Source organism: Paraburkholderia sp. BL9I2N2 (genome assembly GCF_004339745.1).
GTDB lineage: Bacteria > Pseudomonadota > Gammaproteobacteria > Burkholderiales > Burkholderiaceae > Paraburkholderia.
Genome location: NZ_SMGP01000001.1, coordinates 635,255 through 657,405, shown reverse-complemented (window position 1 = coordinate 657,405; position 22,151 = coordinate 635,255). Strand labels below are relative to the sequence as shown.

Below are 22,151 nucleotides of genomic sequence, written 5' to 3'. Positions count from 1 at the left end.
AGGCCGAAAATCCCTGACATAATTCGGCTCTCTTCGGGTGGTTAGCTCAGCGGTAGAGCACTGCCTTCACACGGCAGGGGTCACTGGTTCGATCCCAGTACTACCCACCAGAATTTTGGTGTGTCGATCACCGAAGACTAAAGGGCTCACGTAGAAATGCGTGAGCCCTTTTTCATTTCGTGATTCGGCGTTCGGAAACCGTACGGAATGCCAGGCAGATTCCGGCTCTCAACGTCCGCCTCAGGCGTCAACTCCGGATCTTCGTACGTTTGCGGACGCCAGATACTGCTGATATAGTTGGCGCTCGGGCATTCGCCCCGTCAATTTTCTTCACTTCATTCGACCATAGGGAGGCGCCACATGTTTGCAATGCGTATCGCCGTCCCCGGCATGGTCTCGCGAGCGGTTTCGCGATCTTAATCCGTTCGATTAAGTCGCCTGATCGCCGTTCACGTGGCGTCGCCTGAAAAGGCACTCCGCGCAATTCCCAGACAGTCCGCAGTTCAATCGCCGGTGCATTCCGGCGCGTTTTGACTGTCTCGTCCTTCGCTTCTGACTGGAACCTCGGTGCGCTCATGCGCCACCGGGTCGTGGCAAATGACCAGAAAAAAACTCGACTTTCGTGGACAAGCCTTCAAAGATGTCCTCGGCTTTACCTTCCATCACTGGGCGCAGCAGCCCTGGCGCATCGTCGTCATTACGGCGCTGGTGCTGCTTTCGGCGTTGGCCGACGTACTCACGCCGATGTTCGCCGGACGCCTTGTCGATGCGATCGCATCGGGCGCGGCCAGCGACGCCGTCGCCTGGCATGCGGCGGTCACGGCCTTCTGCGTGCTGGGCGCGCTCGGCCTCGGCGCCACGCTGCTGCGGCAAGGCGTGTACTTCAACATCATCCGGCTCACGCTCAAGATGATGAGCGAGATCGCCGCGAATGCGTTTCATCGCGTGCAGCGCTTTTCGACCGACTGGCACGCCAACAGCTTCGCCGGCTCAACGGTGCGCAAGATCACCCGCGGCATGTGGGCGCTCGACCTGCTCAACGACACGCTGCTGATCGCGCTGTTGCCGTCGCTCGTGATGCTGGTCGGCGCGACGGTTCTGCTCGGCTGGCGCTGGCCGATGATGGGCGCGGTCGTCGGCATCGGCTCGGTGCTGTATATCGCGGTGACCGTGGCCATGTCGCTCGGCTTTGTCGCGCCGGCCGCGCGCCTCGCGAATGGGTGGGACACGCGCATGGGCGGCGCGCTCGCCGACGCGGTCAGTTGCAACGGCGTGGTCAAGGCGTTCGGCGCGGAAGAGCGTGAAGAAGTGCTGCTGTCGCGCGTGATCGGCAAGTGGCGGCACCGCACGCGCCGCACGTGGATGCGCGGCACGATCAACGGCGGCGTCCAGGGCGGCATGCTGGTGGCGATTCAGGCCGCGATCCTCGGCGCCGCGCTGCTGCTGTGGGCGCGCGGCGAAGCCGGCGTCGGCGACATCACGTTCGCGCTCACCATGTTCTTCATGCTGCAAGGCTATCTGCGCGACGTGGGCATGCACATCCGCAACCTGCAACGCTCGGTCAACGACATGGAGGAACTGGTGTCGCTGGAGAGCCAGCCGCTGGGTATCGAAGACCGTGCCGGCGCGGGTCCGATCGCGATCGGCAAAGGCGAGATCCGTTTCGAGCACGTGACCTTCCACTACGGAACGAACGGCCAGCCGCTTTACGACAACTTCTCCGTGCGCATCGCGCCGGGCGAACGCGTCGGATTGGTCGGGCATTCGGGCTCGGGGAAGACGACGTTCATCAAGCTGATCCAGCGGCTCTACGACATTTCGGAAGGCCGGATCACGATCGACGGTCAGGACATCGCCCGGGTGCGGCAGGCGTCATTGCGCAGCCAGATCGCGATCGTTCAGCAGGAGCCGGTGCTGTTTCACCGCTCGCTCGCCGAGAACATCGCGTATGCGCGGCCCGGTGCGAGCCGCGCCGAGATCGAGCGCGCCGCGAAGCTCGCGAGCGCGCACGACTTCATCGCGGCGCTGCCCAATGGCTATGACACGCTGGTCGGTGAACGCGGCGTCAAGCTCTCGGGCGGCGAACGTCAGCGCGTCGCCATCGCGCGGGCGTTTCTCGCCGACGCTCCGATCCTGATTCTGGACGAAGCGACGTCGAGCCTCGACAGCGAAAGCGAAGTGCTGATCCAGCAGGCCATGGAGCGGCTGATGATGGGCCGCACTACGTTGGTGGTGGCGCACCGCCTTTCCACCGTGCGTGCGCTGGACCGGCTGCTGGTGCTGGATAAGGGCAAGGTAATCGAGGAAGGCAGCCACGAAGCGCTCATCAGGCTCGAGAAAGGCCTGTACCGGCGGTTGTTCGAGCGTCAGGCGCTGGAGCTGATCAAGGGGCTGGGTGAGCCGGAACTCACGACGACTCGGGCCGCGCGGCCGAACGCGAACCGGACCGACGATTCCAGCTTGCTGGTCGGGAAGTGATTTGAAGGGGGCGCGTGGAAGGTCGACTGGAAACCGCTAGTATGCTGGCGGCGCTTTCGGTTGGCGTTCCACCGCCCATTTTTTACGAGCGCGAGCGTAGGTTCAAGCGCGTAAGCGCAAGCGGCTGGTCAGCACCAACCGCCCAAACGCCAACGCGCCCGCGCCGGAGTTAAACCACGCCCGCAGGCAACCCCACACCACGCGCCATCCCTGTCGCCGCAAACACCATCAGCACCATCAAAATCGTCTGTATCACGCTATAGCGTGCGTAAGAGCGCGCCTTGTGCAGATCCGGCGCCGCGCCTTTCCTGATCGCGGCGCGCCAGCGCATCAGCGCGAGCATCGACGGGACTTCGAGGATGAGAATGATCACGAGCAGCGTCATCTTGAGATGAAAGAGCGGCTCGTGGAGATAGTAGTCGGCGCCCTTTTCGAAACCGCCGAAAGCGCGCATCAATCCGGTGACGATCAGCACCAAGGCCGAGATGCCCCACCCTGTATCCGCCCGGAACACGGAGCGCAGCGCGGCAGGCACGGTGGCGCGGCGGAGCGCCCACGTGCGCCGCAGAATCGACGCGAGCGCGAAGCCATAAGCAAGCAGATGGATGGCGGCAATCAACCAGCGAACCAGCATAGCGACTCCTGCAAAGGACGCGATACGATCGTTGTGTGTCTCACTCGCCCGCGCTGAAGCGCCGGGCGCCATGACTTCATTATCGACTACGGCTCAATCTACAACGCCTGCTTCGGCCACGGGGTGTGGCCGACTGCACAAATCGGCAGACTCAGACCTGCTGCAAGGATGTGTCAAGCGCGCGGGCGGCGACGCGATCGCCTTCGGTCGTCAGCGCGGTGCGGAATACGGTTTGCCGGTTGTGCCCCGCGGCGGCCGGCGAATCCCACAGCAACTCGATCTTCGGACGGCGCCCAAAGGCGCCGTGTGCCAGCGACGGCGCAGCGGCCGAGCCCAGCGACGCGCCGGACCCTGCCGGCTCACCTGCGGTGCCGAACGCGACCGTGGGAGTGGGTGTCGGCGTCGTTCGCACGCGCTGCCCGGCCGCCCAGCGCACGGACAATTCGCGCGCGTCGTACTGTCCCACCTTGCGACGCTCCGCCCACACGATCACCGTCCGCGTGACCGGATCGAGCGCGACCGCATAGCGGCCGATCGCGAAACGGCGCGCGGCGATATTGGTGCGCCATAGCGCGCGCGGCCGGCAGATCCACAGCACGGCCGCATACAGCGCCGGCGCGGCCAACAACCAGCCGTTGGAAGCTGCCACCGCGTTGGCGGCACGCCGCCAGCCGGCGCTCGCGGTAAACGCGCCGACCGACCAGACCGCAAACAGGAACCCGAGGAAAGCGAACAGACGCAGCGCCTGCCGCAGCCATTGCGGCAGCGGATGAAACGGGCGCTCGGCCACGGCGCGCGCGCCCGGCAGGAAGATCAGCAGGAACAGGAAAACGAGGTTGATGCACGCCCACGGCGAGGACAGCATGGCCAGCAGCGACGCGCCCGCATCCAGGTCCGCCATCGAAAAAAGCCAGCGAGCAAGGATCACGAGACCGATGGCGCGCAACGCGAAAATCGTTCCGGCGCCGGGCGCCGCGTTCGCACGCGTCTCTTTCGTTCTCGCCAAGGCATCCTCCTGTCGTCGGCGGCGCCGCAGCCAAATTTGCGGCAGGGCCATTATAGGGATATTACGGAGAGTGGCTCATTCTTACCGGCCGAAACCCGCACTTTCGTCCGCTGATTAAGAAAAACGCGGCGCGCCTGCAACAACGCCCCGTGGGCAAGTGCCGCACGGGGCGTTGCTGGTGGCCGCCGGAGCGCCTGAAAGCGCTCCGCGAGCAGCGCTCCTCGAGCCGATGCGACTTTCTTACCTGCCGCGCATCACGTCGATTAGCTGGCGTTGACTTCGCGCAGCACGGTGCGATGCTTCTGGCGCAGCAGTTCTTCGTAGGTGGCGACGTAGTTCTTCGCCATCACCTTCGACGAGAAGCGCGACTCGAACGCCTTGCGCACACCGGCGCGCGACAGCGTGTGCAGACGCTTGACTGCGGCGACCGCGCTGATTTCGTCTTCGACGACGAAGCCCGACACGCCGTTTTCGATCACTTCCGGCACCGAACCGCGGTTAAACGCGATCGCCGGCGTACCGCACGCCATCGCTTCGATCATGACCAGACCGAAGGGCTCCGGCCAGTCGATCGGGAACACCAGTGCATGCGCGTTGCCGAGGAACTCACGCTTTTCGGCTTCGCCGATTTCGCCGATGTACTCGACGTGCGGGAGCGCCATCAGCGGCTTGATCACTTCTTCGTAATAGGCGCGGTCGGCCTTGTCGATCTTGGCGGCGACCTTGAGCTTCATGCCTGCCTGCCCGGCGATGCGGATCGCGCGGTCGAGGCCCTTCTCCGGCGAGACGCGGCCGAGGAAAGCGAGGTAGCCCGGCTCGACGTTGGCGATCGGCGTGAGCACGTTTTCCGGCAGGCCGTGATAGACGGTTTGCAGCCAGTTCGCCTGTTGCAGCGGAATGCGCTGGTTGTCCGAAATCGACACCACCGGCACGTCGCTGAACGTATTGAAGATCGGCTGCAGTTCCGGCAGATCGAGACGGCCGTGCAGCGTGGTCAGGAACGGCACCGGCTGGCGCGCGAACAGCGAGAACGGGTAGTAGTCGATGTGGAAATGAAGCACGTCGAATTCGTCCGCGCGGCGGCGCACTTCTTCGAGCAGCAGCATGTGCGGCGCCATCACGTCGCGGATGGTCGGGTCGAGGCGCAGCGCCTGCGGCCAGAAGGCTTCGAGTTTCGCCGAGGTTTGCGAATCGCCGCTCGCAAAGAGCGTGACGTCGTGCCCCTGCTCGACCAAAGCTTCAGTCAGATAGGACACCACGCGTTCCGTACCACCGTACAGCTTGGGAGGAACCGCCTCGTGCAACGGAGCGATTTGAGCGATTCGCATATGAAGAACTCCTCGTAAAAAATCAGGCAAAAGTACTGCGTTTGGTAAAAGCGACTCGCTTGCTCGCCAGGGCAGTCTGGCCGGAACATGCCGGCGCGGGCCTGATTCTTTCGAGAAATCCTGCGATGGATCGCTTGGGTAGTGAGCCCAGACCGGTGATCAATGTCTGCGCATGTGCCGGTAAACGCACACATGACACCTACGTTGACAAACTGTCAGAAAATTCGACGGGCCTACAGAGCATGCATTATCAATGCCGGCATTCTCGCTGCACCACAACATTTCAAAGTCTTTACGTTGTTACAAAGGCGAAACACTTTGCAAACCCTTGTTTTCTAAGACAGTTCTACAGTGGCAACTGGCTTGCGGCATGGACCGCCGAGGTGGCGTCGTAAGCTCTTGCGTCAACTTTGCCGGCAAGCGTTGAAGAAATGCCGCATCGCGGTTGAATGCAATTTGTAATTATATCCCTAAAAGTTTCGCAGCCTGCGTGAACCCTGACCCCATGAACGGGTCGAGTAGCAGTGGGTCGCGGACGTCTATCGCGAAATCAATCGCGCCAAGGCCCGGATACACAGGGCGCAATCGCTTTTGCATGTTTACAATGCGAAGCATCGGCTTCGCGGCGAACCTTTTCCATGTGGCCTACGCTTTGCATGCACAACCCGAAACACATCGACCTCACGATCAATTGGAACATTTAACCATCGCCCAGCGTAATGCCCAGAACGCAAAGCTCGCGAGCTATGCGCACCGGCCTCTTGCGTTCCTTTTCCGCTTTATCCGCCGCCATCCGCTCGCGCATGCGATCGTCCTGTGCAGCGTGTTTGCGGCCGTGGGCTGTGCGCTCGCTTCGCAATACGCGATTAAACACCTGATCGACGTGCTCGGCGAAGGCCGGCATCATCCCGGCCCGCTGTGGGGGGCGTTCGCCATCCTGGTCGGCCTGATCGCCGCCGACAACATGCTGTGGCGGGTCGGCGGCTGGGTCGCCGCGCATACGTTCGTCGCCGTGACCGGCGACCTGCGGCGCGACCTGTTTCAGTATCTGAGCGGACACTCGCCAACGTACTACTCCGAGAAGCAGCCAGGCATGCTCGCCAGCCGGATCACGGCGACCTCGAACGCGGTCTACACGGCGGAGAACACCACCGCGTGGAACGTGCTGCCGCCGTGCATCGCGGTGCTCGGCGCGATCGTCATGATCATCGCGGTGAATCCGCTGATGGCCTGTGGCCTGATGCTGTGCTCGGCCATTCTGTCGGTCGTGCTGTACAAGCTGGCCGGCCGCGGCTCGGCGCGCCATCACCATTTCGCCACCAAGGCGGCGTCGGTGGACGGCGAGCTGGTCGACGTGATCAGCAACATGGGCCTCGTGCGCGCCTTCGGCATGACGTTTCGCGAGCAGCAGCGGTTCGGCGCAACGGTCAAGGCCGAGATGGACGCGCGCCAGCAGAGCCTGCTGTATCTGGAAAAGCTGCGCCTGTTGCACGCGGTGATCACCGCGCTGCTGTCGGCGGGCCTGCTGGGCTGGGCGCTCTGGCTGTGGGATCAAGGCAAGGCGACCTCGGGCGACATCGTGCTCGTCAGTTCGCTCGGTTTCACGATCCTGCACGGCACGCGCGACCTGGCCGTGGCGCTCGTCGACGTCACGCAGCACGTGGCGCGCCTCGCTGAAGCCGTGCGCACGCTGCTGGAGCCGCACGGCATGCCGGATCGCGACGGTGCGACCGAACTCGTGCCGCAAGGCGGCCGCATCGATTTCGAAAGCGTGACGTTCGCTTACCCGCGCCGCCGCCCGATTCTCGATCACTTCGACCTGCATATCGAACCCGGCCAGCGCGTCGGCCTGATCGGCAAGTCGGGCGCGGGCAAATCCACCGTGCTGGCGCTGCTGCAGCGTTTCTACGAGACGCAAGGCGGCGCGATCAGGATCGACGGCCAGGACATCGCCACGATCACGCAGGACAGCCTGCGCCACACGATCGCGCTGGTCCCGCAGGACATCTCCCTGTTCCATCGCACGGTGTACGAGAACATCGCCTACGGGCGCCCGGAGGCGAGCCGCGAAGAAGTGCTCGCGGCCGCGCGCGAGGCGCGCTGCGCGGACTTCATCGAGGCCATGCCGGAAGGCTACGACACGATCGTCGGCGACCGCGGCGTGAAGCTCTCGGGCGGCCAGCGTCAGCGTATCGCGATTGCACGCGCAATTTTGAAGAACGCGCCGATCCTGCTGCTCGACGAAGCCACCTCGGCGCTCGACAGCGCGTCGGAAGAAGCGATCCAGAAGGCGCTCGACCGGCTGATGGTCGGCCGCACGGTGGTCGCGATCGCGCACCGTCTGTCGACGCTGAACAACTTCGACCGGATCATCGTAATGAGCGCCGGCAAGGTCATCGACGACGGCAGCCCTGAAGAACTGCGCCAGCGTCCCGGCCTGTATCGCGATCTGCTCACCAAGCAGTATGGCAAGGGCCACACGCTGCACATCGGCGGAAAGAAGGTCGACGAACAGCACGTGGTCTGAACCCGCGCGGCAGGCTTCGAGCCGCGAGCCGTCACCGCCAAAAGAAAAGCCGCTCTCGAGCGGCTTTTTCTTTTACACGCGCTGCAAGCAGCCTCGAACACAGCCTACCCGGCCTGAGTTTCGCGCGCCGCCTTTTTCCCCGACACGGCGCGCGCCTTCCCGCTTCGGGTGCTCTTTGCACCAGCGACGCCCTGCAAATCGCGCATGAAGTTATCGCGCCACACCGACACATTGTTCTCGCGCAACTGCACCATCATGTCCCGATGGCGCGCCTGACGCTCCGCGAGCGGCATGCCGAGCGCCCGCGCGAGCGCCTCGGCCATGCCGTCGATATCGACCGGATTGACGATCAGCGCTCCATCCAGCTCCTGCGCGGCGCCGGCAAAACGCGACAGCACGAGCACGCCGGGATTCTCGGGATCCTGCGCCGACACATACTCCTTGGCGACGAGGTTCATGCCGTCACGTAACGGCGTGACGTAGCCGACGTGCGCGGTGCGGAACAGCGCGGCCAGCACCGAGCGCTCGTACTGCTTGTGGATGTAGAGAATCGGCGTCCAGTCCAGTTCGGCGAAGCGTCCGTTGATGCGCCCCGACTCGCCTTCGAGCTGCAAGCGGATATCCTGGTACGCGTGCATGTCGGCGCGCGTCGGCGGCGCGATCTGCAGGAAGGACACCTTGTTGCGTTGCGCGGCCGCGTGTTCGAGCAGCCGCTCGAAGGCACGAAAACGCTCGACCAGTCCCTTCGAATAATCGAGCCGGTCCACGCTCATGATCAGCTTGCGCGAATGCAGCGTCGCCTTCATCGTGCGCACCGGTTTGCCGCGCTCACCCGCTTTCGCGAGTTCGGCGATCTCGTCCGGATAGACGCCGATCGGATACGCCGCCGCGCGCAGCGTGCGGCCGAACGCGTGGATCGTCAGCGGGCCTTGCGCCGATGCGTCGACAGAGCCGTTCGCCTCATTGACGATGTAGTCGCAGAACGCGCGCAGATCCGGCGCGGTCTGGAAGCCGAGCAGATCGAACGAACACAGCGCCTCGACGAGTTCGCGATGCGGCGGCACCGCCAGCAGCACCTGCGAAGCCGGAAACGGAATGTGCAGGAAAAAGCCGATGCGATTCTTCACGCCCGCTGCGCGCAGTGCTTGCGCGAACGGAATCAGATGGTAGTCGTGGACCCAGATCACGTCGTCTTCGCGCAGCAGCGGCACGAGCTGTTGCGCAAGCCACGCATTCACGCGGCAATAGCCCTCGAAGTCGTGACGGTCGTATTGCAGCAGGTCGGCGCGATAGTGGAACGCGGGCCACAGCGTGGCGTTCGAGAAGCCACGATAGTACTGGTCGTAGTCGCGGCGCATCAGCGCGATGGTCGCGAAGGTCACGGGGCCGCGCTCCTCGACCTTGATCTGCGGCTGGCCCGAGGTGAGCACGTCGCCGCTCCAGCCGAACCACATGCCGCCGGTTTCCTTCAGCGCGTCGTACACGCCGACCGCCAGACCACCCGCCGCCGGGCCGCCCTCCGAGATTGGCGCAACCCGGTTCGATACGATGATCAGTCGACTCATGAAGCGCGATTCCCGATACGGTGCGTTGTTTGCTGCGAGCGACGCGGCGTGGTCATCATGCTGTGCGCGCCGCCGCGACGATCGATGCCAGCCAGTCGAGCAGGCCCGACACCGAGCCGATGCGCGTATGCGCCATCGTCTCGCCCGGACCGACCTTGATCGACACGCCGCCCCGTTCGTTGACGACGGCGAAGCCCTTCTCGTCGGTCAGATCGTCGCCGGCAAAGACCGGCTTGCGGCCGACGAACGGCGGCTCGTCGAGAAACGCGCGCAGCGCACGGCCCTTGTCGACATCTTTAGGTTTGATTTCGTAGACCATCTTGCCCGGCTGCAGCACGTAGGAGCCGGCGTAATCGGCCACCAGCCGCTCGGTCGCCTCGCGCGCCAGCGGCTCGCGATCCGGCGCATTCCGGTAGTGCAGCGCCACGGCCGCGCCCTTGATCTCGAGCAGCATGCCGGGGTTTTCGTTGACCACCTGCGCGAGCACCTGCTCCATGCGCAGCAGCCGCTCGTCATGGAAGCCAATGCGCTGCGTGTCGCCGTTGGCATCGCGTCGCTCGGCGCCGTGCAGACCGGCAATCGGCAGATCGGGCATGTTCAGAAAACTGTCGATGCTGTCGATACCGCGGCCCGACACGACCGCGACCGCGCCGTTCGTCAAACTGCGCAACTCGCTCAGCAAGTCGTTCACGCGAGGTTGCACCAGCACGCCGTCCGGCGTGGGGGCGAGTTCGACGAGCGTGCCGTCGAAGTCGAAGAAAAATGCCGTCTCGCTCGGAGACAGAACAGCCGGAAGTGCTTGCATCGGTTAGTTTTGCCTTTCAGCCTTCTGCGGCCGGAAAAGTGTGCGCATCTTACCGCGCATCCACCAATTTTTCGAGAAAGTAAGGCTGGGCACAAGCCCAGCCGGGCGCCACACGCGAGCCTCGCCGGCGATTGCGTTCAAAACGGGAACAATCGGGCTTCACCCAGCTTTCAGCCACCTGCGTCAAATTGCCTCGCAAACCGCCCGCCCGTGGGCGCTGCGCGACGCCATCCGCCAATTTGCGCTAAAGTCGCTGCCACGCGGATCATTGCTGTTACGACCATATTTGCACACTATGACCGCGCACGCGCCACACGCGCATCGCGCGGCGCCGCAATTCAATCGAGTCACTGAACCCTGCTTTGTTCCCGATCTTCTCATCCCGGCACCTGCAACCGCACCCCGCAATTTCACGCAGGCCGTGGTCCGCGCGCCTGTTTGCGGCGACGGTCGTGCTGGGCACGCTGACGGCGCTCGCCGGCTGCACGCATCGCACGGAAACGTGGCAATTGACCAATGTGACCGGTCACTTGCCTGACCTCGATTTCAAGCTGACCGGCGACGATGGCCGCCCCGTCAACGGCGATTCGTTCAAGGGCCGCGCCTCGCTCGTTTATTTCGGCTACACACATTGCCCGGACGTCTGTCCTGAAACGATGGGCCGGCTGATGCAGGTGCTCGGCAAGCTCGGCCCCGACGCGCAGAAGGTGCGGATCCTGTTCATCACCGTCGATCCCGCGCGCGATACGGCGCAGGCCTTGCACGACTACGTCGGCGCCTTCGACTCGAAACATGCCGAGGGGCTGACCGGCACCGACTGGCAGATCGAGTCGCTCGCCAAGCGTTACCGCGTCGCCTATCAGATGGAAAAGCGCGACCCTTCCGGCAACTATGAAGTCACCCATAGTTCCGCCGTCTACGTGTTCGACAGCGAGGGCCACGCGCGCCTGCTGGCCACCGATCACGACACGCCCGATGCGATCGCACAAGACCTGCGCCGCATCATCGATGACCGTTCCTGACCTTTCCCGAGTTCAACCATGTCGATCAAGATCAAAACGTTCGCTGCACTGAGTTGCGCCCTCGCCCTTTCGTTCGGTGCCGCATCGACCGCGCAAGCGGCGGGCGCCAACGCGATGAGCGCGAAGGACGCGTGGGTCCGCTGGCTGCCCAACAACCTGCCCGCCGCCGGCTATGTGACGCTCGTCAATGCGAGCGATAAACCGGTCGACCTCGTCGATATCTCCAGCAACGACTACGGCGACGCGATGCTGCATCAGACCGTGTCGAACGGTTCGTCGCAGAAGATGGTGATGGTCGACAAGCTGACGGTGCCCGCGCATGGCCAGGTCGCCATTGCGCCCGGCGGCTATCACGTGATGCTCGAAGACGCGAAGCACAAGGTCGCGCCGGGTGACACCGTGCATCTCACGCTCAAGTTCTCCGACGGCGAAACGCTCGACACGCCGTTCGCCGTCAAGTCGCCGGCGCAAACCAAGTAACCAGGTAACGTGCCGCGATGAATCTGCTCTACTGGCTCGATCCCTGGGAGTTTTCGCCAACCGTCGTGATCGCGCTGCTGGTGCCCGCGATCCTGTTCGTGCGCGGCGCGCGTAAAGCGAAGGTGACGGTCGCGCGGCGCATCTCCTTCTGGTTCGGGCTGGTGGCGTTGTATGTCGCGTTGCATACGCGGCTCGACTATTTCTTCGAGCATGAGTTCTTCATGCATCGCGCGCAGCATCTGGTGCTGCATCACCTCGGACCGTTCTTTATCGCGCTGTCGTATCCGGGCGCGGCGTTGCGCGCGGGGATTCCGTTCAACTGGCGGCAGCGCTTCGTGCGACCCGTGCTGGAAACTCCGGTGGTGCGCAAGCTGCTCGACGTGGTGATGCATCCCGTCGTCGCGGTGACGCTGTTCGTCGGGCTGATCTACTTCTGGCTGATGTCGCCGATTCATTTCATGGCGATGCTCGACTGGCGGCTTTATCGCGTGATGAACTGGAGCATGGTGATCGACGGCCTCCTGTTCTGGTGGCTCGTGCTCGATCCGCGTCCCGCGCCGCCGGCGCGTCTGTCGCCGGGCAAGCGCGTGCTGGTGGTGATCGCCGCGATTCCGCCGCAGATCATGCTCGGCGCGTTCATCTTCTTCACGCCGCGCGAGTTGTATCCGATCTACTCGATCTGTGGTCGCGCGTTCACGTGGTTAAGCCCGATGCGCGATCAACAGATCGGCGGACTGTTGCTGTGGATTCCGGGTTCGATGATGAGCGTGATCGGCGCGCTGCTCGCCTTGCGTCACTGGATGCGGCTGTCGGCGCGCGGACGCTTGCGTGGCGAACAGCGTGCGAAAGCCAGGCAGACCCTGGCGCCCGCGGCTTCGGCGCCGGCGCGCGGCCAGCACTGACTCTACGATTCGATTGACAACCCGGCGCGCCCGCGCCGGGCTCTGTATGCTGTAGCCGCTTCAGGCCGACCGCATCCACACATGCGGGATGCCGTCTTCTTCGTGAATCTCCGAAACCGGGGTGAAGCCGAACGCACCATAGAAACCTTGCAGATGCGCCTGCGCATGCAAACGAATCGGCGTGCCGGGCCACTGCGCGCGAATGTGCGTCAGCGACCGTTCAAGCATCGCGTTGCCCAGACCGATGCCACGGAATTCAGCGGTCGTGAGCACACGGCCGATGCGGATGTCGGCGTCGTCCGCATCGGGCAACAGCACGCGCAGATAACCCGCGAGCGCCGGCCGTTTTTCATCGGGGCCATAGACCAGCAGATGCCACGCATCCATATCGAGCCCGTCGATATCGCCATACAAGCAGTTCTGCTCGATGACGAACACCGTGCTGCGTGCGCCCAGCATCGTATAGACCTCGAGGCCCGTGAGGTCGCCGAAGGATTTCCAGCGCCAATCAAGTTGCGCCAGCCGCGTGGCGGCGGTTTGCTGCGGTTCAGTCATGACAACGTTCTAAAGAAAGAGTCACGCCGCACGGAGAGCGGCGATGCGTGATTATGCCGCGCGCGACGGTTTTTTCGCCGCCGTGCCGCGCTCAGTTGCGATGGACCGCGCGCGCCTTCGACGCCTGTTTGTGGCTGTACATCGCGGCGTCGGCGGCCGCCAGCAGTTCGGCAATCGATTGGTGCAGGGCAGAATCGTATTGAATCTGCCCGACGCTATAACGGATGTCGTAGCCACGCTGCGCTTCGGCATTGCGCTCGGCCAGCAACTGCGTGAGACGCTGCGTCACTTCCTGCGTGGCGCCGCTGTCCGAATCGGTGAGCAGCACGACGAACTCATCGCCGCCGAGTCGCCCGATCACATCGCTTTCGCGCAGCGCGGTGCGCAAGACATCGGCGAAGGTCTTCAGCGCGCGATCGCCTTCGGCGTGGCCGAGCGTGTCGTTGATCTGCTTGAAATCATTCAGGTCGAAGAACAGCAGCGACGCCGGTTTGTGCATCCGCTTGCAAACGTTCAGCGCATGTTGCGCTAGTGCCTCGAAACCGCGCCGGTTCGACAGAAGCGTCAAATCGTCGAGCGTGGCCAACTGCACCGCCGCCAACTCCTGCTCGGCCATGCGCGCCAGATCGCGCAGCAATTCGCGCTCTTCTTCGTCGAGGCCGCGCGGCTTGGTGTCGATCAGGCAGAGCGTGCCGAGCTTGCTGCCGTTGGGCACCGTCAGCGGACAGCCGGCGTAGAAACGGATATTCGGGTTGTCCGTGACGAGCGGATTGTCGTGAAACCGCTCGTCCGCGAGCGTGTCGGGCACCATCATGATTTCGTCGCCGAGAATCGCGTGCGCGCAGAACGACACATCGCGCGAGGTCTCGCTCGTCTTCAGGCCGACGCACGACTTGAACCATTGACGGTCCGCATCGACCAGGCTCACGAGCGCGATGGGCACACTGAAGAGTCGCTTGGCGAGCCGGGTGAGACGATCGAAGCGCTCTTCCGGCAACGTATCGAGAATATGCAGCGCACGCAGGGTGTCGAGACGGGTGCTTTCGTTACTGGGCGTCGGTGGCACATGCATGTTGTATTCCCTAAGGCGACCGGCGTGGCCGAAGTGGTAGGCGGGTAGTGTATAGCGACGTGCTTTACCTTGGGGCAAAACCCCGGCGCGAGAGTTCCCTCGGATCGCGGGCGCGCCGGAGCCGCATTCGAACCGATGCAGGCCGCATCAGGCCGCCACGCTCGCGCGGCGACGGCTTTGCTATGGGTTGGCGAAGACCGGCTCGACGGGCCGCGCGAGACAGTCGATCAGATTGCCGGGGCCGCACAGATGCAGCGCGCCGACGACCACCAACGTGCGCTCTGGCCGCGTGAGGACCTCAGTCAAGCGCGCCGCCCATGCGCGATTGCGCTCGTCGAGAATCGCATGCCGGATGCCCGGCAGATTGAACATCGGCGACTCGATGGCGATCTGGTGCACGGCAAGCAGATCGCCCTCCAGCCAGGCCGCGTGCATGCGCTCGAGCGTGCGCTGCGGTTCGTCGAGGTCGGCCATCAGCAGGCCGAGCGCCGCGCCGACGGCGTCGAGCGGAATCGATTCGAGCGCCGCTGCTACCTCCTGCGCGCTCTCGAGATATCGATAGGGCTTGGCCTGCGTGATCGCCGAGCGCAACATGCGCGGCTCAACGCCTTCGACGACTTGCTGGAACAGCGTCGGCGCGACGATCAACGCGGCCCACGGACGCAGATCGGCGAGCGGCGCCAGCGGCCCTTCAACGGGCCATGCGGCGTGAAGTTGCTGCCATGCGTCGGCGGATAGCAAGGGCTGCAGTTGCTCCGCGTCGCCTTGTCGGTTGGCCTTCAGAAACGGCAGGATCGTCGGCGGATCGGACTCGAAGACGAGCGCTTCGGCCCAGTCATACGCTTCCGCGATCCACGGCGGCGTTCTTCGGCTTGTCGCCGGAAAGAGATGCATCGAGCCGAGCAGGCGAACGTGGGTGCCGGTGAGTTGTAGGTACATGCAGCCTCGGTGTGGACAAGCAATGACGTAAAGCAGGCGCGCTGTTCAATCGATCACTTGCAGCGCAGTGCGCCGGTTCACAGCCCCTCGCCCGGCCGTACGGACCGTGAACGCGACGAACAGTAGAAAGACGATCTGCGAGAGATACAGGGCCATCCGGATCGGGTGATAAAGCGCGAACCACGAATTGTGCGCCACATCCGTCACGATAACGGCAACGCAGAGAATCAACCCGGCTGCCGGCGCGATTAGCAGGAGCAAGGAGAACTGCTGCCACGTCAGCATATGTATCAACTCCGCCGAAGAACCGACGCCGAAAAAAGAAAAGCCCCGACAAGTCGGGGCTTTTCTTTACATCAACTACTGGAGGCGCGAGCCGGAGTCGAACCGGCCTAAACGGCTTTGCAGGCCGCTGCATAACCGCTTTGCTATCGCGCCGCAAGCGGACTGGAACCTAGCAACAGATTCGCAGATTTTGTTTAGCGGACAACCGGATGGACCGTGCCACCAAACAAAAAGGGAAGCGTTGCTTCCCCTTATGTATGGAGCGGGAGACGAGGCTCGAACTCGCGACCTCAACCTTGGCAAGGTTGCGCTCTACCAACTGAGCTACTCCCGCATTGAACTGCTTCGCAACGCCTTGCACTGTTACTTGCCAAACAACGCGTTGCTTCAAAAATTTGGAGCGGGAGACGAGGCTCGAACTCGCGACCTCAACCTTGGCAAGGTTGCGCTCTACCAACTGAGCTACTCCCGCATTGTGCTGCTTTTGCCGTGCTATCTGCTGCCTTGTTACTGCAACTACTCTTTACTGCCACCGATGTTTCGAACTGCGTGCATCGGAGAAACGAGATTATGGAGAAACGACTGAAACGTGTCAACCCCTTTTGCGTATCTCTTTTACCGAACAGATTTCACTCATGCGCCAGCGAAGTTCGGCCACACGCCGGGCGCCCTCCACCACGACGAAAACTCAGGCCACGCCGCCCCGTTCGCGAATTTGCGGCCATGCGAGCTTCATGTAATAGAGCATCGACCAGATCGTCAGGAACGCGGCCAGATAGATGAGCCACAAGCCCCACACGCGCGTATCGACCACCACGCCGCCACCGAACGACAGCGGCCCGTAGAACAGCAGCATGGGAATCGCCACCATCTGACAAACGGTCTTGAACTTGCCGAGCGAATTCACCGCGACGCTCTTCGATGCGCCGATTTGCGCCATCCATTCGCGCAGCGCCGAGATCGCGATCTCGCGCCCGACGATCACGAGCGCGATCGCCGAATCGATTCGGGCGAGTTGCACGAGCACCAGCAACGCGGCGGTCACCATCAGCTTGTCGGCGACCGGATCGAGGAACGCGCCGAATGCCGAGGTCTGATTCCACTTGCGCGCCAGAAAGCCGTCGAACCAGTCGGTCAGCGCCGCCAGAATGAAGATGGTCGCGGCCGCCAGATTACGGTGTGCGGGGCTCATCATCATGTCGGGCAAATAGAACACACCGACGACGAGCGGAATCAGGACGATCCGCAGCCAAGTCAGGAAAATCGGGAAATTAAACGGCATGGGCAGGCGCAGCGTCTGACAAGGGAGATGCAATTGTGCCGTGTCACAAGGCCTGCCACAAGCAAAGCGGCGCGCCGGGCCGGCCGCGCCCGCCGCGGCAGCGCCCCTCGAAGGTGGCTGAGCGGACGGCCGAAGCCGCCGCGATCAGTGCAATTGCCGGTAAATCTGCTCCGCGAGCGCCTGCGAAATGCCTTCGACGCTCGCCAGATCTTCGACACTGGCGGCGACCACGCCGCGCAGTCCGCCAAAGCGTGCAAGGAGCCGTTGACGCCGCTTAGCGCCCACCCCTTCGAGCTCTTCGAGCCGCGAGGTCTGACGCGTCTTGCCGCGCTTCGCGCGCATACCGGTGATGGCGAAGCGGTGCGCTTCGTCGCGGATCTGTGCGACCAGCATGAGTGCGGCGCTTTCCTTGCCGAGTTCGAGCGGCGCGCGGCCGTCGGCGAAAATCAGGGTTTCGAGGCCGACCTTGCGTCCCTCGCCCTTCGCGACGCCGACCAGCATGCCGGTATCGAGACCCAGTTCCGTGAACACCTGGCGCGCGATTTCGACCTGGCCCTTGCCGCCGTCGATCAGCACGATAGTCGGCAGGATGCCGCCGGCCGCGACCGGCTCCGCGGCGTCCGGCGTGAGCGACGGATCGGCGGCCGCGTCGCTTTGCAACTCCGCGGCTTCGTCAGCGGCATTCGCGGCGGCTTGCTCGACCATCTTCTCGTAGCGGCGCGTGAGCACCTGGCGCATCGCGGCGTAATCATCGCCGGGTGTAATGCCGGTGATGTTGTAGCGGCGGTATTCCGACGACTGCATCTTGTGATGGTGATACACCACGCACGACGCCTGCGTCGCTTCACCCATCGTGTGGCTGATGTCGAAACATTCGATGCGCAGATGCGCGAGATCGTCGCACTCCATGCCGAGCGTGTCGGTGAGCGCGCGCGTGCGGGCTTGCTGCGAGCCTTGCTCCGAGAGCAGGCGCGCGAGCGCGAGCCGCGCGTTCTGCTCGGCCATGGCGAGCCAGGCGCGCCGTTGGCCTTGCGGCTGGCGCAGCACGGTGACCTTGTGGCCGGCCTGCTCGATCAGCACGTCGACCAGTTCGCGGTTGGCGGGTGCGTGGCTGACCACCAGCACCGGCGGCACGCGATTGCCCAGGTAATGCTGGGCGATGAACGCTTCGAGGACTTCGGCTTCGATCCCGCCGGTTGCGCGGCCTTTGCGCGGTTTCGTGGGTTCGGAATCGGCTTCTCCGAGTGCGTCGTCTTCGTCGGGTGCGTCGTCGGCTTCATCGGACGCGTCGTCCTCTTCGTCTTCCGATGGCATCTCTTGCGCGATCGCGAGCGCATCGGCGGCATCGGCCGACTCCGCCTCACCGCCCGCGTTGTCTTCCGCGAGCGAACCGGACTCGATAGCGGTATCGGTCAACGCCGCGCCGTCGTCTTCCAAGCCGCCCTCATCAGCCGTCAACGCGCTTTCGACATGCGCCGGGAAATACGCCTTGTCGCCCAGATGCCGTCCGCCGCGCACCATCGCCAGATTCACGCACACGCGACCGCCCAGCGCGACCACCGCGAGAATATCGACGTCGCTGTCGCTGCCGACTTCGATCGCCTGCTGGTGCAGCACCGTCGACAGCGAACTCATCTGGTTACGCACCGCCGCGGCCTGCTCGAACTTCAGCTCGCCGGCGAAGGCGTGCATCTTCTGCTCGAGTTCCTTCATCACCTCGCCCTGGCGGCCGAGCAGAAAGCGCGATGCGTTGGCGACGTCGCGCGCGTAATCCTCTTCGGTGATCGCCGCGACGCACGGCGCCGTGCAGCGGCCGATCTGATGCAGCAGACAAGGCCGCGTGCGGTTGTTGAACACGGAGTCTTCACAGGTGCGCAACTGGAACACGCGCTGCAGAATCTGGATGCTCTCGCGCACCGCCCACGCACTCGGAAACGGACCGAAATACTGATTCTTGCGATCCACCGCGCCGCGGTAATACGCCATGCGCGGAAACTTGTGGCCGGTCAGCTTGAGGTAGGGATACGACTTGTCGTCGCGAAACAGAATGTTGTAGCGCGGCGCAAGCGCCTTGATCAGGTTGTTTTCGAGCAGCAGCGCTTCGGCCTCGGAGCGCGTCACGGTCGTCTCGATGCGCACAATGCGCGTCACCATCATCGCGATGCGCGGCGACAGTAGCGTCTTGGTGAAGTAGCTCGAGACGCGCTTCTTCAGATCGCGCGCCTTGCCCACGTAAAGCACCGCGCCGTGCGTATCGTAATAGCGATAGACGCCGGGCAGATGCGGCAGTTGGGCGAGCACTTTTTTCGGCTCGAAAGCGTCGGTTGCTTCGGGTTCGGTCATGCAGAATCGGTTGAGGTGGGACGGTCTCGCGAAGCCTTGCTCTGCGTGCCGCGCGCCGGGACGAACCGCAGGACGCCTTGCGCGCGCAATCGTGAACGAGTGCTTTAGAATCGCCAGTTTAGAACATTCCGCGTGCGTCCGAACGCTGTTGCCTTGAATCGGGCGACGCGTCCGCAGCCGTGGGTCGGCGCGCAACGCAGCACGGCGCCGAGGCATCACTCGCACCGTCCCACTCCTTCCATCCGTTCGAATCCGCGACCGCAGGCCATCATGTCTTCCGCTACGCCCCATTCCGAGCAAGCCGCTGACACGCCCACGGCGATCGCCTGCGACATCTTCTGCGCGGTGATCGACAATTTCGGCGACATCGGCGTGTGCTGGCGCCTCGCGCGCCAGCTTGCGAGCGAGCACGGCTGGCAGGTGCGCGTGTTCGTCGACGACCTGCATGCGTTCCAGAAGCTGTGTCCGTCGCTGACGCTGGAGCACGCTCGCCAGACGGTCGGCGGCATCGTCGTCGAACACTGGCATGAGCCGGCTCATGCGGGCGATAGGCTCGAAGTCGCCGACGTCGTGATCGAGGCGTTTGGCTGCGAACTCCCGTCCATCTATGTCGCCGCGATGGCGGCGCGCGAACGTACGCCGGTGTGGTTCAACCTCGAATATCTGAGTGCCGAGGACTGGGTCGCGGATTTTCATCTGCGACCCTCGCCTCATCCGCGCTATCCGCTGACCAAGACGTTCTTTTTCCCCGGACTCGGCCCCGGCACCGGCGGCGTGCTGAAGGAACGGCATCTCGACGGCGCGCGCGCGGCTTTTGAAGCATCGCCCACCGCGCGCCGAGCATGGTGGCAACAAACCACCGGCCACGCGCCGCCGCCCGCCGCGGCCACCGTCGTCTCGCTGTTCGCCCTACGAGAACCTCGCCGCCGACAGCCTGCTCGAACAATGGCGCGATAGCGCGGACCCGGTCGTCCTTCTGGTGCCCGAAGGCCGCGTTTCAGGCGCGGTCGCGCGCTTTTTCGACCTGCCCGCGTTCGCCACCGGCGCTCACGCGGTGCGCGGCAACCTCAGCGCACATGCCCTCGCCTTTACCGACCAGCCCGGCTACGACGCGCTGCTGTGGGCAAGCGACATCAATTTCGTGCGCGGCGAGGATTCGTTCGTGCGCGCCCAATGGGCCGCCAAACCCTTCGTCTGGCATATCTACCCGCAAGCCGACGACGCCCATCTGCCGAAGCTCGACGCCGCGCTCGCGCACTACGCGCGCACTCTGCCCGCCGACGCCCGCGACGCCCTTGCGCGTTTCTGGCACGCGTGGAACGGCACGGGCCGGCCGGACTGGGCGGAATTCCAGCGTCACTTGCCGGCGCTCAAGCAACGCGCGGCCGATTGGGCCGGCGAACTGGCTCAAGTGGGCGACCTCGCTGGAAATCTGGCCTTGTTCGCAAAAACTCAGTTAAAATAAGCGGTTATCCAACGGCCGACGACGCAAGCGCGGCCCGATCGCAACGGCGGAATCCGGTCAACTCGTTTGAGCGGCCCGCCAACCCGGCATCGAAAGATGCAACACCTTTCCCCGATATCAAAGCGTGATAGGTGGAATGTCAAAAAAGGGACGTATGTTGCGAATCGGCGCCACTCGTGTACACGCCCGCACCGGGTAAAAAGCAGGTAACGGATTGCTGAGAATGGCAGAGACCGCGGGTTTGCGGCGCTCCCGCCGCTCCCCGCGGCAAGCCGGCCACGCTTGACTCGCTCGCGACCCGCCGAGCCGCTTCGGCGGCGCGGCGCGCGGTGAGCAAAGCGCCGAAGCCGCTTGCGCCGTATGCCGTTGAGCACAAGTTGAAGCTACTAATTTCGTACAGGACAGTTTTATGAAGACCGCACAGGAACTCCGCACCGGCAACGTCGTGATGATCGGCGCAGACGCAATGGTTGTGCAAAAGGCCGAATACAACAAATCGGGCCGCAACTCCGCCGTCGTCAAGATGAAGTTCAAGAACCTGCTGACCGGCGCAGGCATGGAAAGCGTGTACAAGGCCGACGACAAGTTCGACGTCGTCGTGCTGGAACGCAAGGAAGTTACATACTCGTACTTCGCCGACCCGATGTACGTGTTCATGGACGCCGACTACAACCAGTTCGAAGTCGAAGGCGAAATGATGGGCGACGCCCTCCATTACCTCGAAGACGGTATGGCTTGCGAAGTCGTGTTCTACAACGAGAAAGCCATCTCGGTCGAACTGCCGACCACGCTGGTCCGCGAGATCATCTACACGGAACCGGCTGTCAAGGGCGACACGTCGTCGGGCAAGGTGTTGAAGAACGCCAAGCTGAACACCGGCTTCGAACTGCAAGTGCCGCTCTTCTGCAACATCGGCGACAAGATCGAAATCGACACGCGTACGCACGAGTACCGCAGCCGCGCTTAAGCGCCCTGCTCGCCTGAATCCAGCGCCCCAAGCCGGGCGCTGCGAAAAAAATGGCAAAAAAAGCGCCCAATTTGGGCGCTTTTTCTTTTTTGCGCCGCCGTGTATGGTTGAGGAAAACTTTACCGGCGATCTTCTCGAAATTGCCACACCGCAACCTCAAATTTCCCGTATGTCGGTCACCAAATCATTGATAAGTTTAAATAAATTATCGTGGCACGGTCCATGCTTCTCACTGGATACAGGCCAGTACGGCTTTATTTTCTTCAACTCCGGAGATGCGACATGAATAACGACATCGCTGAAGGCAAGTGGAAGCAGATGGTTGGCAAAGCCAAGACGGCATGGGGTGAACTCACGGACGACGAGTTGACCAAGGCCGAAGGTCGCGCTGACAAGCTCGCCGGCCTGATCCAGGAACGTTACGGCAAGACGCGCGAACAAGCGGAACTCGAAGTACGCCGCTTCTTCGACAGCAACCGGGATTTCTGACCGCCCG

General features: G+C 63.4%; 18 protein-coding genes, 4 tRNA genes and 1 pseudogene. 9 read left to right on the top strand and 14 right to left on the bottom strand.

Going from position 1 to position 22,151, the window contains the following annotated elements; all coding sequences use genetic code 11:
- Positions 1-35: 35 nt before the first annotated feature.
- Together B0G74_RS03095 and B0G74_RS03090 are read left to right on the top strand one after the other, a co-directional pair.
- A tRNA-Val gene (locus tag B0G74_RS03095) sits at positions 36-110 on the top strand.
- Between the two features lie 487 nt (positions 111-597).
- Positions 598-2,478, top strand: coding sequence for an ABC transporter ATP-binding protein (locus tag B0G74_RS03090; RefSeq protein ID WP_132373603.1), 1,881 nt, complete (start codon positions 598-600; stop codon positions 2,476-2,478).
- Between the two features lie 169 nt (positions 2,479-2,647).
- Here B0G74_RS03090 and B0G74_RS03085 read toward each other — a convergent pair whose 3' ends face one another.
- The 3 genes from B0G74_RS03085 to B0G74_RS03075 all read right to left on the bottom strand — a co-directional run bounded on the left by B0G74_RS03085 (position 2,648) and on the right by B0G74_RS03075 (position 5,446).
- Complete coding sequence (locus tag B0G74_RS03085) at positions 2,648-3,112, bottom strand: DUF2214 family protein (RefSeq protein ID WP_132373602.1); 465 nt, start codon at positions 3,110-3,112, stop codon at positions 2,648-2,650.
- Positions 3,113-3,263: 151 nt separating this feature from the next.
- Positions 3,264-4,118, bottom strand: coding sequence for a hypothetical protein (locus B0G74_RS03080; protein ID WP_132373601.1), 855 nt, complete (start codon positions 4,116-4,118; stop codon positions 3,264-3,266).
- Between the two features lie 263 nt (positions 4,119-4,381).
- Complete coding sequence (locus B0G74_RS03075; protein WP_132373600.1) at positions 4,382-5,446, bottom strand: glycosyltransferase family 4 protein; 1,065 nt, start codon at positions 5,444-5,446, stop codon at positions 4,382-4,384.
- A 691-nt stretch (positions 5,447-6,137) separates the two neighbouring features.
- On the opposite strand from B0G74_RS03075, the gene B0G74_RS03070 reads away from it, so the two are divergent.
- Positions 6,138-7,973 carry an ABC transporter ATP-binding protein gene (locus B0G74_RS03070; protein ID WP_132373599.1) on the top strand — a complete coding sequence of 612 codons (1,836 nt, stop codon included), beginning with the start codon at positions 6,138-6,140 and terminating at the stop codon, positions 7,971-7,973.
- Positions 7,974-8,077: 104 nt separating this feature from the next.
- Here B0G74_RS03070 and otsA read toward each other — a convergent pair whose 3' ends face one another.
- A complete protein-coding gene (otsA, locus tag B0G74_RS03065; RefSeq protein ID WP_132373598.1) occupies positions 8,078-9,538 on the bottom strand; it encodes an alpha,alpha-trehalose-phosphate synthase (UDP-forming) in 1,461 nt (486 codons plus the stop codon).
- Between the two features lie 55 nt (positions 9,539-9,593).
- Positions 9,594-10,343 carry a trehalose-phosphatase gene (otsB, locus tag B0G74_RS03060; protein ID WP_132373597.1) on the bottom strand — a complete coding sequence of 250 codons (750 nt, stop codon included), beginning with the start codon at positions 10,341-10,343 and terminating at the stop codon, positions 9,594-9,596.
- A gap of 434 nt (positions 10,344-10,777) precedes the next feature.
- Between otsB and B0G74_RS03055 the strand changes: the two genes are divergently transcribed.
- Genes B0G74_RS03055 through B0G74_RS03045 form a run of 3 tightly spaced genes read left to right on the top strand, consistent with a single transcriptional unit; the run spans position 10,778 to position 12,747 of the window.
- Positions 10,778-11,365: an SCO family protein gene (locus B0G74_RS03055; protein ID WP_243658244.1), complete on the top strand. Its 588-nt coding sequence runs from the start codon at positions 10,778-10,780 to the stop codon at positions 11,363-11,365.
- 18 nt (positions 11,366-11,383) lie between these two features.
- Positions 11,384-11,845 (top strand): copper chaperone PCu(A)C, encoded by a 462-nt coding sequence (locus tag B0G74_RS03050; RefSeq protein ID WP_132373596.1) that lies wholly within the window; start codon positions 11,384-11,386, stop codon positions 11,843-11,845.
- Positions 11,846-11,862: 17 nt separating this feature from the next.
- Complete coding sequence (locus tag B0G74_RS03045) at positions 11,863-12,747, top strand: cytochrome c oxidase assembly protein (RefSeq protein ID WP_132373595.1); 885 nt, start codon at positions 11,863-11,865, stop codon at positions 12,745-12,747.
- Positions 12,748-12,807: 60 nt separating this feature from the next.
- Here the strand turns inward: B0G74_RS03045 and B0G74_RS03040 are convergent, their stop codons facing one another.
- The 9 genes from B0G74_RS03040 to uvrC all read right to left on the bottom strand — a co-directional run bounded on the left by B0G74_RS03040 (position 12,808) and on the right by uvrC (position 19,223).
- On the bottom strand, positions 12,808-13,302 hold the full coding sequence (locus B0G74_RS03040) for a GNAT family N-acetyltransferase (protein WP_132373594.1): 495 nt from the start codon (positions 13,300-13,302) through the stop codon (positions 12,808-12,810).
- Positions 13,303-13,393: 91 nt separating this feature from the next.
- Positions 13,394-14,374, bottom strand: a complete 981-nt coding sequence (locus B0G74_RS03035; protein ID WP_132373593.1) for a sensor domain-containing diguanylate cyclase — start codon at positions 14,372-14,374, stop codon at positions 13,394-13,396.
- A 180-nt stretch (positions 14,375-14,554) separates the two neighbouring features.
- Entirely contained in the window at positions 14,555-15,313 is a 759-nt protein-coding gene (locus B0G74_RS03030; RefSeq protein WP_132373592.1) for a TraB/GumN family protein, read from the bottom strand.
- Positions 15,314-15,358: 45 nt separating this feature from the next.
- The gene (locus B0G74_RS03025; RefSeq protein ID WP_132373591.1) at positions 15,359-15,598 is read right to left on the bottom strand and encodes a hypothetical protein; all 240 of its coding nucleotides are present in this window, start codon (positions 15,596-15,598) and stop codon (positions 15,359-15,361) included.
- Between the two features lie 79 nt (positions 15,599-15,677).
- Positions 15,678-15,751: transfer RNA gene (locus B0G74_RS03020), tRNA-Cys, on the bottom strand.
- 105 nt (positions 15,752-15,856) lie between these two features.
- A tRNA-Gly gene (locus B0G74_RS03015) sits at positions 15,857-15,932 on the bottom strand.
- Positions 15,933-15,994: 62 nt separating this feature from the next.
- Positions 15,995-16,070: transfer RNA gene (locus tag B0G74_RS03010), tRNA-Gly, on the bottom strand.
- A gap of 216 nt (positions 16,071-16,286) precedes the next feature.
- The gene (gene pgsA, locus B0G74_RS03005) at positions 16,287-16,880 is read right to left on the bottom strand and encodes a CDP-diacylglycerol--glycerol-3-phosphate 3-phosphatidyltransferase (RefSeq protein WP_132373590.1); all 594 of its coding nucleotides are present in this window, start codon (positions 16,878-16,880) and stop codon (positions 16,287-16,289) included.
- 144 nt (positions 16,881-17,024) lie between these two features.
- On the bottom strand, positions 17,025-19,223 hold the full coding sequence (gene uvrC, locus B0G74_RS03000) for an excinuclease ABC subunit UvrC (protein WP_132373589.1): 2,199 nt from the start codon (positions 19,221-19,223) through the stop codon (positions 17,025-17,027).
- A 270-nt stretch (positions 19,224-19,493) separates the two neighbouring features.
- On the opposite strand from uvrC, the pseudogene earP reads away from it, so the two are divergent.
- From earP to B0G74_RS02985, 3 genes and pseudogenes are all read left to right on the top strand, one after another.
- Positions 19,494-20,688, top strand: a pseudogene (earP, locus tag B0G74_RS02995) (elongation factor P maturation arginine rhamnosyltransferase EarP).
- A 409-nt stretch (positions 20,689-21,097) separates the two neighbouring features.
- Positions 21,098-21,655: an elongation factor P gene (gene efp, locus B0G74_RS02990; protein ID WP_012433870.1), complete on the top strand. Its 558-nt coding sequence runs from the start codon at positions 21,098-21,100 to the stop codon at positions 21,653-21,655.
- A gap of 282 nt (positions 21,656-21,937) precedes the next feature.
- Positions 21,938-22,144: a CsbD family protein gene (locus B0G74_RS02985; RefSeq protein WP_062127806.1), complete on the top strand. Its 207-nt coding sequence runs from the start codon at positions 21,938-21,940 to the stop codon at positions 22,142-22,144.
- Positions 22,145-22,151 lie beyond the last annotated feature (7 nt).